Origin of the sequence: Pigmentiphaga kullae (assembly GCF_004216695.1) — a bacterium.
In the GTDB taxonomy this organism is placed as follows: domain Bacteria; phylum Pseudomonadota; class Gammaproteobacteria; order Burkholderiales; family Burkholderiaceae_B; genus Pigmentiphaga; species Pigmentiphaga kullae.
In genome coordinates this window covers 2,886,118-2,902,512 of sequence record NZ_SGXC01000001.1, presented here as the reverse complement: position 1 = coordinate 2,902,512, position 16,395 = coordinate 2,886,118, and the positions used below count along the sequence as shown (strand labels likewise).

14 protein-coding genes and 1 tRNA gene are annotated in these 16,395 nt (G+C 67.8%); 5 read left to right on the top strand and 10 right to left on the bottom strand.

Features of this window, described 5'->3' with window-relative positions; all coding sequences use genetic code 11:
* The first annotated feature begins 141 nt into the window (after positions 1–141).
* Positions 142–1,692, top strand: a complete 1,551-nt coding sequence (locus EV675_RS13970; RefSeq protein ID WP_130357801.1) for a UbiD family decarboxylase — start codon at positions 142–144, stop codon at positions 1,690–1,692.
* A gap of 81 nt (positions 1,693–1,773) precedes the next feature.
* Here the strand turns inward: EV675_RS13970 and EV675_RS13965 are convergent.
* From EV675_RS13965 to EV675_RS13945, 5 genes are all read right to left on the bottom strand, one after another.
* Positions 1,774–1,864 (bottom strand) — tRNA-Ser (locus tag EV675_RS13965).
* A 91-nt stretch (positions 1,865–1,955) separates the two neighbouring features.
* Complete coding sequence (locus EV675_RS13960) at positions 1,956–2,132, bottom strand: DUF1328 family protein (protein ID WP_124688512.1); 177 nt, start codon at positions 2,130–2,132, stop codon at positions 1,956–1,958.
* A 69-nt stretch (positions 2,133–2,201) separates the two neighbouring features.
* On the bottom strand, positions 2,202–3,524 hold the full coding sequence (gene serS, locus EV675_RS13955; RefSeq protein ID WP_130357800.1) for a serine--tRNA ligase: 1,323 nt from the start codon (positions 3,522–3,524) through the stop codon (positions 2,202–2,204).
* 101 nt (positions 3,525–3,625) lie between these two features.
* Positions 3,626–5,377: an FAD-dependent oxidoreductase gene (locus EV675_RS13950; RefSeq protein WP_130357799.1), complete on the bottom strand. Its 1,752-nt coding sequence runs from the start codon at positions 5,375–5,377 to the stop codon at positions 3,626–3,628.
* Positions 5,374–6,228, bottom strand: coding sequence for a sulfurtransferase (locus EV675_RS13945; protein ID WP_165404592.1), 855 nt, complete (start codon positions 6,226–6,228; stop codon positions 5,374–5,376). The genes EV675_RS13950 and EV675_RS13945 overlap by 4 nt, the downstream gene beginning before the upstream one ends.
* Before the next feature lie 226 nt (positions 6,229–6,454).
* On the opposite strand from EV675_RS13945, the gene EV675_RS13940 reads away from it, so the two are divergent.
* Both EV675_RS13940 and EV675_RS13935 read left to right on the top strand, forming a co-directional pair.
* A complete protein-coding gene (locus tag EV675_RS13940; RefSeq protein WP_165404591.1) occupies positions 6,455–7,438 on the top strand; it encodes a tripartite tricarboxylate transporter substrate binding protein in 984 nt (327 codons plus the stop codon).
* Positions 7,422–8,339, top strand: a complete 918-nt coding sequence (locus EV675_RS13935; RefSeq protein ID WP_130357796.1) for a helix-turn-helix transcriptional regulator — start codon at positions 7,422–7,424, stop codon at positions 8,337–8,339. Before EV675_RS13940 ends, EV675_RS13935 begins: the two co-directional genes overlap by 17 nt.
* On the opposite strand, the gene EV675_RS13930 is transcribed toward EV675_RS13935, so the two are convergent.
* The 3 genes from EV675_RS13930 to EV675_RS13920 are packed head-to-tail and all read right to left on the bottom strand — an operon-like array spanning position 8,336 to position 12,735.
* Positions 8,336–9,661 (bottom strand): replication-associated recombination protein A, encoded by a 1,326-nt coding sequence (locus tag EV675_RS13930; RefSeq protein ID WP_130357795.1) that lies wholly within the window; start codon positions 9,659–9,661, stop codon positions 8,336–8,338. The two genes, EV675_RS13935 and EV675_RS13930, sit on opposite strands and share 4 nt — an antisense overlap.
* Positions 9,662–9,679: 18 nt before the next feature.
* Positions 9,680–10,357, bottom strand: a complete 678-nt coding sequence (gene lolA / locus EV675_RS13925) for an outer membrane lipoprotein chaperone LolA (RefSeq protein ID WP_242621406.1) — start codon at positions 10,355–10,357, stop codon at positions 9,680–9,682.
* 35 nt (positions 10,358–10,392) lie between these two features.
* On the bottom strand, positions 10,393–12,735 hold the full coding sequence (locus EV675_RS13920) for a DNA translocase FtsK (protein WP_130357794.1): 2,343 nt from the start codon (positions 12,733–12,735) through the stop codon (positions 10,393–10,395).
* A gap of 179 nt (positions 12,736–12,914) precedes the next feature.
* Here EV675_RS13920 and trxB point away from each other — a divergent pair, with 179 nt between their 5' ends.
* Positions 12,915–13,871, top strand: coding sequence for a thioredoxin-disulfide reductase (gene trxB, locus EV675_RS13915; RefSeq protein ID WP_130357793.1), 957 nt, complete (start codon positions 12,915–12,917; stop codon positions 13,869–13,871).
* A gap of 125 nt (positions 13,872–13,996) precedes the next feature.
* Positions 13,997–14,656, top strand: coding sequence for a Smr/MutS family protein (locus tag EV675_RS13910; RefSeq protein WP_130357792.1), 660 nt, complete (start codon positions 13,997–13,999; stop codon positions 14,654–14,656).
* A gap of 12 nt (positions 14,657–14,668) precedes the next feature.
* Here EV675_RS13910 and cysW read toward each other — a convergent pair whose 3' ends face one another.
* Both cysW and cysT read right to left on the bottom strand, forming a co-directional pair.
* A complete protein-coding gene (gene cysW / locus EV675_RS13905; protein ID WP_087839845.1) occupies positions 14,669–15,529 on the bottom strand; it encodes a sulfate ABC transporter permease subunit CysW in 861 nt (286 codons plus the stop codon).
* Between the two features lie 10 nt (positions 15,530–15,539).
* A complete protein-coding gene (gene cysT / locus EV675_RS13900) occupies positions 15,540–16,376 on the bottom strand; it encodes a sulfate ABC transporter permease subunit CysT (RefSeq protein WP_130357791.1) in 837 nt (278 codons plus the stop codon).
* Positions 16,377–16,395 lie beyond the last annotated feature (19 nt).

Here is a 16,395-nt window from a genome sequence, read left to right as displayed (position 1 = left end):
GGCAAAGCGGGCGCTTCATACGCGCCGCGGTTGCGCTGCCATCTGCGGATGGTCGTGGCGTTTCTCTGTTGTCGAGATTAATATAAGCATATTTTATATAAAGTAAATTTACAAATATTCATCGCGCCAAGGAGGAGAAATATGAACGCGCCCGTTTCCCGCTCAGAGAGCCGCCCCGATCTACAACGATTCGGCCTGCGTACCTTTCTTGCGTCGTTGTCCGGCGACGAGCTTGAACGGCATGCCGCGCCTGCCGCGCTTGCCGATGTCGCCGCCCGCCTGGACGGCAATCCGCGCGCGGCATGGTTCGAGAACATCGAAGGCAGCAGCTTCCCCTTGTGCGGCAACGTCGCGGGCAGCCGGGCCCGCCTGGCCGCCGCCTTCGGTACCACGGCGGACAAGGTGTTGTCCGAGGTGCTCGCGCGGCTGCGCAAGCCGGGCGAGCTGGTGGAAGTGCCGCGCGCGCACGCCCCGGTGCAGGAGGTCGTGCTGACCGGCGACGAATGCGACTTGACCGCCCTGCCGGTGCATCTGCAGCATGAGTTCGACGGCGCGCCGTACATATCGGCGTCGGTGGACTTCGTCCACGATCCCTCCGCCGGGCATACGAACGTGGGCATGCGCCGCCTCATGCTGCGCGGCCGCCGGTCGGCGGGCGTGGATCTGGTCGCGCCTTCCGATTTGCGCGCCATCTACATGGCACGCGCGGAACGCGGCGAGCGCACGCCGGTGGCGTTCGCCATCGGCAGCCATCCCATCGATCAACTCGCCGCCACGCTTCGCTTCCCCGGCGACGAGCTGGCGCTGATCGCGGCCTTGCGGGCCCAGCCTTTGGGCGTCGTCAAGTGCGTCACCAACGATCTGATGGTGCCCGCCGATGCCCAGTTCATCCTCGAAGGCTATTTCGACGAGCGCGGCCATGTGGAACCCGAAGGTCCGTTCGGCGAGTTCCTCGGCTACTACGGAGCGGTAAAACGCAATCCGCTCTTCCATTTGACCGCCATCACCCATCGCCGGGACGCCATCTTCCAAACCTCCTCCATCGGCGGACCGAGCATGCACTGCACGGATACGGCGCAGCTTTGCTCCCTGCGCACGGAGGTCCTCGTGTGGAAAGCGCTCGAGTCCGCCGTGCGCGAAGTGCGGGCGGTCTACGCGCCCCCCGCGGCGGGGGGATCGTTCAACGTCCGCATCGCGTTGCAGCAACGCGTCCCGGGCGAAGCGCGCAATGCCATCGCCGCCGCATTCGGCTGCCTGGGCAACGTCAAGAATGTGTTCGTCGTCGACCCGGACATCGATATCTATTCCGACGCCCAGATGGAGTGGGCGCTGGCGACGCGTTTTCAGGCGAGCAGGGACTTGGTCGTCCAAAGCGGGTTGAGGACGGTTCCATTGGATCCTTCGCTGGAAGGTTCTCGAACGACCGACAAGACCGGATTCGACTTGACGCTGCCGTGGCTGGCGCCTGGAGCCAGGCGTCCTATCGAGCATGAAGTTCCGCATCCCCCACGGTTCGGGGCTTCGAGCCATGCTTCCCTGGAGGCTGCGCTGGAGAGCGGCCCCAAGTTTTTCGCGGAGCTTATGACCGCGGTTGGAACTCGGGATGGGCGCGAGCTTGTCCGCGGTCTGGAAGACATCGCCTCCCGGCGCACGATTGCGCGTGATGATCAGGGGCGCTATCGGTTTGGTTGATAGCCGCTTGAAGCCGCGATTATCTTGATCGCGGCAACAAAAAACCCCTTGATCGGTGAAATCAAGGGGTCATTGCAAGACTGGCGGAGAGGGTGGGATTCGAACCCACGGTACGGGGTTACCGTACGCCTGATTTCGAGTCAGGTACATTCGACCACTCTGCCACCTCTCCGTGCACCTTTCAGTGCTTGCCTGGCCCGTGGCCGGAACCAGACAACAGCCCGCAACTATAGCACAGAAATTCGCGCTGTGTCCTGCCGTCGCTAATCCGTGATTTTCTTGTACACCGTGAGCCCCAGCACCAGGAAGATCACGAACAGGATCAGGAACAGGAAGAACAGGAACTTGGCGATGGCGGCGGCGCCGGCGGCGATGCCGGTGAATCCGAACAGCGCGGCGATGATGGAAACCACGAAAAAGATCAGTGCCCACTTCAACATGGCTGGCTCCTCCGGGATGTAGGTTTTTCAACCGTAACGCACCCCGGAGGATCAGGCAGGCGACGAATGTTACGGAGTGAGTCGCTCGACCCCGCCCATGTAGGGCCGCAGGGCCTCGGGCACCACGATGCTGCCGTCGGCCTGCTGGTAGTTCTCCAAAACCGCGACCAGCGCCCGCCCCACGGCCAGTCCGGAACCGTTGAGCGTATGCAGCAGTTCGGGCTTGCCCTGAGCGTTGCGGAAGCGCGCCTGGAGGCGGCGGGCCTGGAAGGCCTCACAGTTGGACACGGAAGAAATCTCGCGATACGCGGCCTGCGCCGGCAGCCAGACTTCCAGGTCGTAGGTCTTGGCGGCGCCGAAGCCCATGTCTCCGGTGCAGAGCAGGACGACGCGGTAGGGCAGGCCGAGCTTGCGCAGCACGGCTTCGGCGTGGCCGACCATTTCTTCCAGCGCGTCGTAGGAACGCTCGGGGTGGACGATCTGCACCATCTCGACCTTGTCGAACTGGTGCTGGCGGATCATGCCGCGGGTGTCGCGGCCGGCGCTGCCGGCCTCGGAGCGAAAGCACGGGGTGTGGGCGGTCAGCTTGATGGGCAGCGATTCGGCGTTGACGATCTCGCCGCGCACGGTGTTGGTCAGGGTGATCTCGGAGGTGGAGATCAGGTAGAGGTCTTCGCGCGGCACGGCTTCGCCGTTCTCGTCGACCGATTCCCCGCCCTTGGTGACCCAGAACATGTCGTCCTTGAACTTGGGCAACTGGCCGGTGCCGACCAGGGTGGCGGTGTTGACGATGTAGGGCGTGTAGCACTCGGTGTAGCCGTGCTCGCCGGTCTGGACGTCCAGCATGAATTGCGCCAGGGCGCGGTGCAGGCGGGCGATGGGGCCGCGCATCAGGGTGAAGCGCGAGCCGGACAGCTTGACCGCGGTCTCGAAGTCCAGGCCCAGCGGTTCGCCCAGGGCGACGTGGTCCCTGGCCTCGAAGGGCAGCGGCGCGGGGTCGTTGCCGTCGCGGCTCCAGCGGCGCACCTCGACGTTGTCGTCGCTGGAGGCGCCGTTGGGTACGCTGGCGTGCGGCAGGTTGGGCACGGCCAGCAGCAGGTCCTGCAGGTCGCGCTGGATGCCGGCCAGGTCTTCCTCGAGCGCCTTCAGGCGGGCGGGAATGGCCTGGGATTCGGCCAGCACGGCGGAGGCGTCCTCGCCCTTGGCCTTGAGCATGCCGATCTGCTTGGCCAGCGCGTTGCGGCGGGCCTGCAGGGTTTCGGTCTCCGTCTGCACCGACTTGCGCCGCGACTCGAGCGAGTTGAAGCCGTCGAGGTCTAGCGTGTAGCCCCGGTCCTTGAGCCGGGCGGCCACCGCCTGGGTGTCTTTGCGCAGCAGAGCGATATCGAGCATGGGAAAAAGCCGTGTTGAGAGGGGGAAAAAGGTCGCCCCGGCGGGCGGCGCAGGAGGCCGCCCGGCCGGGGTATTCCGATTTTAGCCTCCCCGGCCCGCCTTCACCCCACGGGGGCCTCCTGCCCGGGCAGGCTCGCTGCCGCCCGGGTGTCCGGCTCCAGGGTCAGCAGGCGCCGGAGAGTGTCGCGCAGCGCCGGCCCGGCGGCGCCCTCGGCCTGTGCCGGCAGGCGGCGCGCGACGAATCCGTCGGGCCGCACCAGCACGGCGCCGCCGTCGGCCACGGGATACAGCCGGCCGAACTTGGGCTCGTCGGCCCGGTAGTGGCCGCCGGCGCCGATGTGCACGACGCGCAGGGCCACGCCCAGTTCCCGGCCCACGGCGCGGGCAGCCTGGGTCCAGGCCTGGGCATCGCGCTGCACGACCAGCGAAAAGGCGGTGCCCCACAGGTCGACGGTGGACAGCCGGCGGCCGGCGGAGTCGTACAGCCAGACGTGGGGGGCGCGCACGCCGGGCACGGTGCTTTCCTCGTAGTGCTCGAGGGTGGCGCGCGGCGGCTCGTCGCCGTCGCGGATCACGGCGGCGGAGTCGTAGACCGTGCCCAGCTGGAAGCCGGTGTGCAGCACGCTGTTGTCGCCGTGCGGCGCGACGCATTCGCGCAGGAAGGCGACGGCTTGCGGGCTGAAGGTCCCGTGCAGGCTGACGCCGGGCTCGCCCACGGCGATGGCCGCCGCGATGGCCTGGAAGTTGAGCGAGTTGTAGGTGGCCGCCTTGACGGTAAGCAGCGCCTTGCCCTTGCGCTCGACCTCGTAGGTGTCGAGCAGCGTGTCGGGCGCGGCGCCGCGCAGCACCAGGCCCAGCTTCCACGCCAGATTGTTGGCGTCCTGCACGCCGGTGTTGGCGCCGAAGCCACCCCAGGGCGAATGCCAATGGGCCGCGTCGCCCGCGAACAGGACATTGCCCTCGCGCCACTTGCGCAGCAGGCCCGTGGTGTAGTCGAAGCGGTAGACGCGAACGATCTCGACGGGCAGGTCCGGCATGCCCAGCGCGCCGCGTATCCGTTCGAGCAGCGCGGCGGTGTCGGGCAGCGTATCCTCGTCGTGGCGGAAGCTGTAGCGCCACAGCCCGGTGTCCGGATGCTTGCTGCCGAACCAGCCGGCATGGCGCGGATCCAGCACGAAGGAGTGGAAGTAGCCGTCGCGCCCCAGGGTATCGTCCAGGTCGGCGCGAAACTCGGCCAGCACCTGGTTGCCGAAGGTCGGGCCATGGTCCTCGCCCCGGCCGATACGGTTGCGCACGAAGCTGCGGGCGCCGTCGCAGGCCACGAGGTAGCGCGCCCCCACCTCCCGCAATGCGCCCGACTCGAGCTCCTTGACGGCCAGCCGCACCGCGCTGCCCTGGTCCTCGACGTCCACCACCTGGGTGCCGAAGTGCAGCGCGACGCTTTGCCAGGCGGCCGCCTGGTGGCGCAGCGCGGCCTCGTAATCCGAAGCCGGGACCTTGCGCGGATAGACGGGCGCGAGCTGCGCCCATTTATGTTCGTATTCCGCATCGGTGCCCAGCGAGGACCGGACGTCGGCCACGGGCCCCTGGGCGATGCGCACGTAGAAGCCCTGGCCGTTGGAGCGGGGAATGGACCACCCCTTGCCTTCCAGCAGTTCCCAGACGCCCCATTGCCGGTAGAGCTCGGCAGTGGATGCATGGACGTACTGGCCCTTGGGCAACACGGTGGTGCTGGGGCGCTTCTCGAACAGCGCGACGCGCAGCCCTTCCCGGCCCAGCAGATAGGCCAGCGCGAGGCCGACGGGGCCACCGCCGCAGATGGCGACGTCGACCTGTGCCATGGCTCCGTTCATGCATCTTCTCCCACCGCGCTGCGGCGCATGCGTTCCGGATCCTTGTTCCACTCGGACCACGATCCGACGTACAGCCGGGGCCGGACGCCGGCCTCGGCCATGGCCATGGCGACCAGGGCCGACAGGACGCCGCCGCCGCAGTACACCACGGCCTCGCCGCCGGGCTCGACGCCGGCCTGGGCCAGCAGCCGCGCGCGTTCCCCGGCTGGCCTGAGCCGGCCCGACGGGGTCCAGAACTCGGACGCGGCCAGATGCCGCGCGCCGGGGATATGGCCGGCCAGATAGGACGCCTCGTCCCGTGCGTCGACCAGCACGGCATCGCCGGAAAGCCGCTCGACCTCGCCCACCTCGATCTGCGGCAGATGCCCGCCGGCCAGAGGCAGCTCGTCAGGCAACTGGCGCCGCCGGGGTTCGTCGCCGCGCGCCAGCGCGCCGCCGGCGGCAATCCAGGCCTTCAGTCCGCCATCGAGCAGGAGCACCCTGGCAAGCCCGGCCCAGCGCAGCACCCACCAGCCGCGGGCAGCCAGCGCCGGGGTCGGGCCGTAGACGACGATTTCGGTATCCGGACCCACCCCCCAGTTGCGCAGCGTGGCGGCCAGTTGCCCGAGGCCGGGCAGCGGCAGGTTCCCGCTGCCCGGCGTGGGCTCCGCCGCGAATGCATCGCGGATCTGCCCATGGACGGCACCGAAGATGTGGCCGTCGCGGTACGAGCGGTATTCGATGTCCGGGTCGCCCAGGCGGACATCGACGAACAGCCTGTCGTCGTTCGGGCGGGCCAGCAGTTCCTCGGCCTGCACGAAGTCCGGTTCGAATGCGTGTCCGCCGCGGACCGATACGTGAGTCATATCCATAGTTGGAAAAGTCATTGGCATGTTGTTGGAAACGGCCCGAGCATTGTTGGCGAGCGCCCGGCCTGGCGCGTTACCGCCCGCTGAACAGCCGGTCGGGACAACGAACTGGGGGTAAATGCTGCCCGCCTGTTCAGTCCAGGGTAAGCCCGCCGCGACAGCGGCTCCTAGAATGAAATCGCCCCATACGGCCCCGATCCGATCAACCGCCAGGAGACAACGACAAGTGGTGCCGCTCCGCCTTCTCCAGACCCGCCCTCACGCCTGGGTGGCCGCCGCCCTGCTTGCGCTGGGGCAGCCCCAGCCGGCCGCCGCCCAGCCCTATCCCAGCCGCCCCATCAAGGTGGTGATGGCCTGGAGCGACGGTTTCCCCGCCAACTCCACGCGCCTGTTCGCCAAGGAACTGTCGGAACGCCTGAAGCAGCCCGTCGTGGTCGAGATTCAGCAGGGCGCGGGCGGCGAAGTCGCGGCCCGGCACGTGAAGAACGCCGCCCGCGACGGCTACACGCTACTGGCCACGGGCACCTCGGTCACGACCTCCTGGGCGCTGCGTCCGGGCAACGTCGATCCGGGCACCGACCTGCAGCCCATCGCGCAATTGGTCGCCACGCCCTACGTCATCGTCTCGCGCGCGGGCGCCTACGCCGACTTCGACAAATTCCTGGAAGGCGCCCGCGACAGCCGGAAGAAACTCAACTACGCCTCCCCCGGCGTGGGCTCGGGCATGCACTTCCTGGGCGAGATGATCAAGACCTCGGCCGGCATCGACATGGTCCACATTCCCTACGCCTCGGGCGCGCGCCAGTTGCAGGCCCTGCTGGCGGGCGACGTGGACATCGCCATCATTTCGCTGGTGACGGCGCTGCCGCAGATCAGGATCGGCAAGCTGGACGCGCTGGCGGTCAGCACCGCGACGCGCAGTCCGGAGCTGCCGGCGGTACCGACCCTGACCGAGAAGAAGCTGCGCGGCGTACCCGCCATCTCTTCCTGGATCGCGCTGTTCGGCCCGGCCGGCCTGCCCGCCGATATACTGGATGCGCTGTCCTCGCAGATCACCGCCGCCGCGGGCGACGACGACCTGCGCAAGCTCGTCGCCTCGTGGGGCGCCGAAGTCCCGGACACGCGGCGGACCAGCCTCGAACACGTCGTGCAGACCGAGAAGGCCCTGTGGTCGAAGGTGGCGAAGGAGAAGAATATTGTCGATCCCAACTGACGCCCACGATTCGCCCCACCTTTGCTATTGCGGCGGGGACTACGGCCGGGTCTCGGTCATGGCGTCGGGCGTCGAACTGGCGGACCACGCCCGCGACTGCGTGCAGGTGCTGGTGAACATGCACCAGGAACCCTTGCCCGTTCGCCTGAACGGCGGCTCGCACCGCCTGGATCCGTTCCGCGCGCTGGTCATCCACCCCCGGCAGACCTATGCCATCCCTCCCGCGCCGGGGCGCGCGCGGCATCCTGGCCAGGTCGGGTCCATCCTGATCAAGGCCTCGCCGCTGTTGAACGACAGCGCCGGGCCCGTCGGCCATGCCGGGGACGACGATCCGGTCGACATGATCACCCTGCCCGGCCCGCTGCGCGCCGATGCCATGCAACTGGTGGCGGAACTGTTCCGCGCCGGCCCCGACCCGCGAGCGGTGTCGCAGGGCGTCCGGACGCTGTACCAGGCGGCCGTGGCCCGTTCGCTGGAGAACCGGACGCGCGACGTATCCCGCGACACGGCGGTCCAGGCCAGCAGCCTGGAGGAACGCGTGGGCCGCGACGCCCGTGCCGGCCAGTTGCGCGACCTGGAGGATTTCGCCGCGTTCCGGCGCGGCGCGGATACCTACGGCGTGTCCGAGCGCTATTTCTATACCCTGTTCCGGCGCGCGACGCGGATGACGCCCCGGGCCTACTACAACATGCGACGCCTGGACGCCGCCTTCGCGCTGCTGGCCGGCGAAGCGAAAAGCATCTTCGAGATCACCTACGATCTGGGCTTCAGCGCCCCGCCCCACTTCACGCGCTTCATGAAAAGCAACACGGGCTGGACGCCGTCGGAGTACCGGCGCCGGGTGCGGGGGATGCCGCCGTCGCTGCGGCCGCATTTCGCCTGCGGCGGCGCGGCCGCCTAACCCTTCTTCGCTTCCTTGTCGAGCTCGCGCAGGAAGGCGAGCTTCTGGCCGATCTTGGCTTCCAGCCCGCGGTCGGTGGGCTGGTAGAACTTGGCGCGCAGGCCGTCCGGGAAGTAATCGACCCCGGCCGCGTAGGCGTGCGGCTCGTCGTGCGCGTAGCGGTACTGCTTGCCGTGCCCCAGTTGCTTGAGCAGCTTGGTGGGCGCGTTGCGCAGGTGCATGGGCACGGGCGCGCTGCCGTTGTCGGCGGCAAAGCGCCTGGCCATGTTGTAGGCGTTGTAGACGGCGTTGGACTTGGCGGCGCAGGCCAGGTAGACCACGGCCTGGGCCAGCGCCAGTTCGCCTTCGGGCGATCCCAGGCGCTCGTACACGTCGGCCCCCGAGGTGGCGATGTCCAGCGCGCGCGGATCGGCCAGGCCGATGTCCTCGACCGCCATGCGGATCAGGCGGCGCGAGAGGTAGCGCGGATCCGCGCCGCCATCCAGCATGCGGCAGAACCAGTACAGCGACCCGTCCGGATCCGAGCCGCGCACGGCCTTGTGCAGGGCGCTGATCTGGTCGTAGAAGGCGTCGCCGCCCTTGTCGAAGCGGCGCAGGTTCTGCGACAGCGCGGTCTCCAGCCATTCGGCGTCGACCTGCGTGCGCCCCGCCCCGCGCGCCGAATCGGCCACCACCTCGACCGCGTTGATGACGCGGCGGGCATCGCCATCAGCCCAGGCCGCCAGTTGTTCCTGCGAGGCCTCGTCGAACTCGATGTCGCCCAGCATGGCGATGGCCTTGGCGATCAGCAGCCGCAGTTCCTCGGCGCTGAGCGATTGCAGCACGTAGACCCGTGCCCGCGACAGCAGGGCCGAATTGACCTCGAACGAGGGGTTCTCGGTGGTGGCGCCGATGAAGGTGAACAGCCCGCTTTCCACGTAAGGCAGGAAGGCATCCTGCTGGGCCTTGTTGAAGCGGTGTACTTCATCGACGAACAGGATGGTGCGGCGCCCCTTCAACTGCGCCGCCTGGGCCGCGACCACCGCGTCGCGGATGTCCTTGACTCCGCCCAGCACGGCCGATATCGCGATGAACTGGGCGTCGAAGGAGTTGGCCATCAGGCGCGCCAGCGTGGTCTTGCCCACGCCCGGCGGCCCCCAGAAGATCATCGAGTGCGGCCGCCCCGACTGGAAGGCCACGCGCAGCGGCTTGCCCGGCCCCAAGAGATGGCTCTGCCCGACGACCTCGTCCAGCGTGCGCGGCCGCAGCCGCTCGGCCAGCGGCGCGGCGGCGTCGGGCACCTTGGCGGCCGGGGGCGTATCGTCGGGGAACAGGTCGGACATGGGTGGAAAGAACGCGAATCAGCGGCCGCCGGCCGGCGCCTGTCCGCCCATGCGCACCACGTCCACGCCGGCGGGCGCCTTGAAGCGGAAGCTGTCCTGCGGCAGTTGCGGATTGCGGGCGATGCCGCTGAAGGTAATGGCGGTGGTCTGGCCAAAGGCGTCCAGCAATTCCAGGCGCGCCGGCAGGCCGTCCTTGAAGGCGATGTCCACGCGCGAGAAACCCGCGTCGGGCGTCCTGGGCGTGGCGCGCAGCCACTGCAGGCCGTCGCGCTCGGGCTGCTCGGCCACGTTGAAGGACTGCTCCAGCGATCCCGATCCGAACAGGATCTGCGCCGGCGAGGAACCGATGGCCTCGCCCACGTCGCGCACCGTGACCTGGCTCAGGTCGGGGTCGTACTGAAACAACTGCTTGCCATCCGAGACAATCAGTTGTTCATAGGGCTTGGCCACTTCCCAGCGGAAGCGCCCGGGGCGCTGGAACGAGAAGCTGCCGGACTGCGCCGGCGCCGCCTGCCCCGAGGACCCGCGCGTGACTTGCGAGAAGCTGCCGCGCGCGGACTGGGTGTTGCTTGCGAAGGCGTGCAACTGGTCGATGGCGCCCGCCAGCGCGGCGCCCGGCAGGGCCAGGGCCGCGGCCAGGCCGGCGCCGGCGGCGGCGCGGGCCAGGAAGGCGGTGGTCTTGGAAACGAACATCATGGGGGACTCTCCGTAGCGCAGCGCGGCAGGACCGGTCATTCGTCCTGGCTGGCGGGGGCAAGGATTTCCCGGTTGCCGTTGGACTGCATGGCGGAAACCATACCCGAACGCTCCATCTGTTCGAGTAAGCGGGCGGCACGGTTGTAACCGATGCGCAGGTGGCGCTGCACCAGGGATATCGAGGCGCGGCGGTGCTTGAGCACCACTTCCACCGCCTGGTCGTACATGGGGTCGGATTCGGCGTCCCCCATGCCGGTCACGCTGCTCAAGCCATCGCCGGTCTCGCCCTCGATGGAGCCTTCCAGGATGCCTTCCTCGTAGTTGGGTTCGCCCTGCGCCTTCAACTGCTCGACCACCCGGTGCACTTCGTCGTCGGTGACGAAGGCTCCGTGGACGCGGGTGGGCAGGCCCGAGCCCGGCGGCATATACAGCATGTCGCCCTGGCCCAGCAGGGCTTCGGCGCCCATCTGGTCGAGGATGGTGCGCGAATCGACCTTGGACGAGACCTGGAACGAGATCCGGGTCGGGATGTTGGCCTTGATCAGGCCGGTGATCACGTCCACGCTGGGCCGCTGGGTGGCCAGGATCAGGTGGATGCCGGCGGCGCGGGCCTTCTGCGCCAGGCGGGCGATCAGCTCCTCGATCTTCTTGCCCACCACCATCATCAGGTCGGCCAGCTCGTCGATGACCACCACCACCATGGGCAGCGGCTGGAGCGGCTCGGGCGAATCGGGCGTGAGCGAGAACGGATTGGGGATGGGTTCCTCGCGCTTGATGGCGTCGTGGATCTTGGTGTTGTAGCCGGCCAGGTTGCGCACGCCCATCTTGCTCATCAGCCGATAGCGCTTGTCCATCTCGGCCACGCACCAGTTCAGCGCGTTGGCGGCCTGGCGCATATCGGTCACGACCGGCGCCAGCAGGTGCGGGATACCCTCGTAGACGCTCATTTCGAGCATCTTCGGATCGATCAGGATCAGGCGCACCTGGGTGGGATCGGCCTTGTACAGCAGCGACAGGATCATGGCGTTGATCCCCACCGACTTGCCGGAACCGGTCGTGCCCGCCACCAGCAGGTGGGGCATCTTGGCCAGGTCGGCCACCACGGGCTTGCCGGCGATGTCCTTGCCCAGCGCCATGGTCAGCACCGACGAGCTGCCATGGTAGGTCTGCGACCCCAGGATCTCGGACAGCTTGACGGTCTGGCGCCGCAGGTTGGGCAGCTCCAGGCCCATCAGGTTCTTGCCGGGGATGGTCTCGACCACCCGGATGCTGACCAGGCTAAGCGCCCGCGCCAGGTCCTTGGCCAGGTTGACGATCTGGCTGCCCTTGACGCCCACCGCCGGCTCGATCTCGTAGCGGGTGATGACCGGGCCGGGCTGCGCGGTGACCACGGAAACCTGGACGCCGAAGTCGGCCAGCTTCTTCTCGATCAGGCGCGAGGTGAACTCCAGGGTCTCGGTGGAAACGGTTTCCTGGGCCGGCGGCGGCGGATCGAGCAGGCTGAGCGGCGGCAACTGGCTGTCGGTGATCTCGGCGAACAGTGCCTGCTGCTTTTCCTTCTCGACGCGTTCGGACTTGGGCACCACGGTAACCGCCGGCTCGATGCGCACGGGCTGTTCGTGGACCAGCTTTTCCTGCTTGGCCACCACGACCTCGGCGCGGGCCTGCACGGCCACCTCGCCCACCTTGCGGTCCTCGCGGGCCTGCCAGGAATTCCGGATGCCGCGCAGCCCCAGTTCCAGCCAGGAGCCGATCTTCTCGGCCACCACCAGCCACGAGAAGCCGAAGAACAGGCTGGCGCCGATGGCGAACAGGACCAGCAGCAGCAAGGTCGCGCCGGTATAGCCGAACGAGGACGAGGCGTACTTGGCGATGCTCTCGCCTATCATGCCGCCGCTGCCGTGCGGCAGGGATTCGCCGAAGGACCGCAGGCGCAGCGCCTCGAGGCCCACCGAGCCGACCATGAGGGCGAAAAAGCCCAGGCCCTGTTCCCAGCGCACCCGCTGGGGCACGTCGGATTCGGAGCCGCCGCGCAGGAACTGGTGGGCCAGGCGCAGGTAGCTGGCGTAGACGCGCTGCAACAACAGCACGACGAACCACCAGGCCGAGGCACCGATCAGGAACAGGATGAGGTCGGCCAGCCAGGCGCCGAAGCGGCCCCCGCTGTTGTGGACATGGTCGATCTGCACGGCGTGCGACCACCCCGGATCGCCCGAGTTGTAGGTGGCCAGCACCAGGGTCAGATAGACGGCCAGGGCGGCGAACAGGATCCAGCGCGCCTCGCGGAACAGGCGGGACAGGCGGCCGGGCAAGGCACCGGTCGAATTGCCGGTGTTCTGCGAATTGCGGGTATTCCCCGCGGTAGCGGTACGTGCCATGGGCTGATTATAAGTGGCCGGCGCCCGATCAAGCTCCCCGGGGCTATCGCAGCCATAGAAATATACAATTCCGTTCGCCCCGTCCCCGGCAGGCTCCAGGGTTGAAAACGCGAGGGGACGGGATCACCTATGATGACGGTTGCAAATCGGGCGCTCGGCGCCAGGAAATTGTTGAGATCATGAGCCAAGACAAACACGCCAAAGTCCTCGTCCTCGGGTCGGGGCCGGCCGGGTATACCGCCGCCGTCTACGCCGCCCGGGCCAACCTCTCGCCCATGCTGATCACCGGTGTCGAACAGGGTGGCCAGTTGATGACGACGACCGAGGTGGACAACTGGCCCGCCGACGTGAACGGCGTGCAGGGGCCGGAGCTGATGCAGCGCTTCCAGCAGCATGCCGAGCGTTTCAATACCGACATCGTCTTCGACCACATCCATACCGCGCACCTGGACCAGCGGCCGTTCAAGCTGGTCGGCGACTCGGGCACCTACACCTGCGACGCGCTGGTCATCGCCACCGGCGCCTCGGCCAAGTACCTGGGCCTGCCGTCGGAAGAAAACTACAAGGGCCGCGGCGTCTCGGGCTGCGCGACCTGCGACGGGTTCTTCTACAAGAACCAGGACGTCGCCGTGGTCGGCGGCGGCAACACCGCCGTGGAAGAAGCGTTGTACCTGGCCAACATCTGCCGCACCGTCACCCTGATCCACCGCCGCGACAAATTCCGCGCCGAGCCCATCATGGTCGACAAGCTCAACGAGAAGGTCCAGGAAGGCCGCGTGATCCTGAAGCTCTTCAACGAGCTGCAGGAAGTGCTGGGCGACGATTCGGGCGTGACCGGGGCGCGGCTGCGCGACAACCAGACCGGCCAGACCGAGGACATCGCCGTCACCGGCGTCTTCATCGCCATCGGCCACCAGCCCAACACCGGCATCTTCAAGGGCCAGGTGGAAATGAAGGACGACTACATCATCACCCGCAGCGGCCTGAACGGGCTGGCCACGATGACCTCGGTCCCCGGCGTGTTCGCCGCCGGCGACGTGCAGGACCACGTGTACCGCCAGGCCATCACCAGCGCCGGCACCGGGTGCATGGCGGCCCTGGACGCCCAGCGCTGGTTGGACGGCGAAATGGTGTAGTCAGCCCCCCCTACGCGCTTACGCGCGCCCCCCAGGGGGCGATGCGGGTGGACCGGCAAAGCCGGATCCACCGCATCCTGGAGTAAACATAGGCTGGCGGGCGATGGGACAGTAAAGGGGCTGAAATGGGCAAATCCAGTAGCAGTAGCGGCCTCTCAGGTCTGAAAGCGTTGCAGCGGGAGTTGCAGGAGCAGCGGCTGGCGGCGGAGGCCGCTGAGCGGGAGGCTCGGCGGCGGGCGGAGGAAGCCCGGCGGGCGGCGGTCGAGTTTCGGGCGCTGGTCGGCGGGGTGGTGCCGCTGAAGGACACGGGCAGGGTCGATCCCTCGCCGGTCGCGCCCGCTCCCCTGCCCTACAAGCGCTGGGAAGACGAATCCGAGGTGCTGCGGGAATCCATTTCCGACGACTACGGCGCCGACTGGCTGATCGATACCGACGACACGCTGTCCTACCGCCGCACCGGCCTGGGACAGGACATCGTGCGCAAGCTGCGGCGCGGCCAGTGGACGGTGCAGGCCCAGCTCGACCTGCACGGCCACCGGGTGGAAGAGGCCCGCGAGGCGCTGGGGGAATTCCTGCGCGCCTGCGTGAAACAGGAGATGCGCTGCGTGCGCATCATCCATGGCAAGGGGCTGGGATCGAAGAACCGCACGCCCATCCTGAAGGAAAAAGTGCGGCGCTGGCTGGTGCAGAAGGAAGAAGTGCTGGCCTTCGTCGAGGCCCGTGCCAACGACGGCGGTTCGGGCGTGGTGCTGGTGCTGCTGCGGGGCCCGGACCGGCCGGCCTGACCCCTTTTCCCGTCAGCGCTTGGTCATCGCCTCGGGCGAGAAATGCGCCGGCGTATCGTCGCGCCGCTTCTGGCGCCACTCCATGATGGTCTTGAGCAGCAGCGTCAGCATGGCCATGCAGGCCAGCAGCGCCGCGGCCGTGAAGGCGGCGGCGGTCTTGTAGTCGTTGTTGAGCTGTTCGACCAGCAAAGGCAGCGTCAGGGTCTGGTTCATGATGGTGCCGGACACCACCGACACCGCGCCGAACTCGCCCACCGCCCGGGCATTGGTGATGACGATGCCGTACAGCAGCGCCCACTTGATGTTGGGCAGGGTCACGCGCCGGAAGATCTGCCAGCCGGACGCGCCCAGCGACAGCGCCGCGATTTCCTCGTCGGCGCCCTGGGCCTGCATCAGCGGGATCAGGATGCGGGCCACGTAGGGCGAGGTCACGAACACCGTCACCATGATGATGCCGGGCCAGGCGAACATCAGCTGGATGTCGTGGCTGTACAGCCACTTGCCCAGCGTGCTTTCCAGCCCGTAGACGACCAGGTAACACAGGCCCGCCACCACGGGCGAGGTCGCGTAGGGGATGTCGACCAGGGTGGTCAGCAGCCGCCGGCCGAAGAAATCGTAGTGGGTCACGCACCAGGCCAGCAGGATGCCGAACACCAGGTTGATCGGCACCGTCGCCAGCGTGGTCAGCACGGTCAGGCCGATCGCGTGCTTCATGAAGTCTTCGTCCAGGTTCTGGGCCAGCAGGCTCCAGCCGCCCGACAGCGCCTGCGAGAAGATCAGCGCCAGCGGCACGACCAGGATCAGCACCGTCAGCACGATGCCCAGCGCGATCAGCAACCATTGATGGACGAGAGTGGGCCGTTTGTTGGTCATGGCAATCGTGTCAGGTGCGGCGGAGCAGTCGTCCCTGGACGACCTGCAAGAGGAACAGCAGCAGCAGCGAGGCGATCAGCACCACCGAGGCGATGGCGGCCGCGGCGGGATAGTCGAACTCCTGCAGGCGCACGAAGATCATCAGCGACGTGATCTCGGTCTGGAACGGGATGTTGCCGGCGATCATGATGACCGCTCCGAACTCGCCCAGGCTGCGGATGAAGGCCTGCGAGGCGCCGGAGATCAGCGCCGGCACCAGGCTGGGCAGCAGTACGCGCCAGAAGGTCTGCCAGCGCGTGGCGCCCAGCGTGGAAGCGGCTTCCTCGAACTCGGGCTCGAGGTCTTCCAGTACGGGCTGCAGCGAGCGCACGATGAACGGCAGGCTGGTGAAGATCATGGCCACCACCAGCCCGGGGTAGGCATACGAAATCTTGATGCCCAGCGGCTCGAACCAGCGCCCCAGCCAGCCGTTGGGCACGAACAGCGCCGATAGCGTGATGCCGGCCACCGCCGTGGGCAGGGCGAACGGCAGGTCGACCAGCGCATCGATCAGCCGCCGGCCGGGAAAATCGTAGCGCGAGACGATCCATGCCAGCACGAAGCCTATCCCGGTCACGATGACGGTCGAGTAGAACGCCCCCGACACCGTGACCTTGTAGCTCTGCACCACGCGGGGATCGGAGATGGCCCGCCAGTATTGGGCCCAGGTCATGTCGCCGACGTACAGCAGCAGGGCCGACACGGGCACCAGGATGACCAGGCTGAGGAACAGCACCGAGAAGCCAAAGCTCGGCACGAAGCCGGGCAGGACCGGCGGACGGCGGAAAAATCGGAAGGACGGATTCACGGCGTAGGCGGCGGGATCG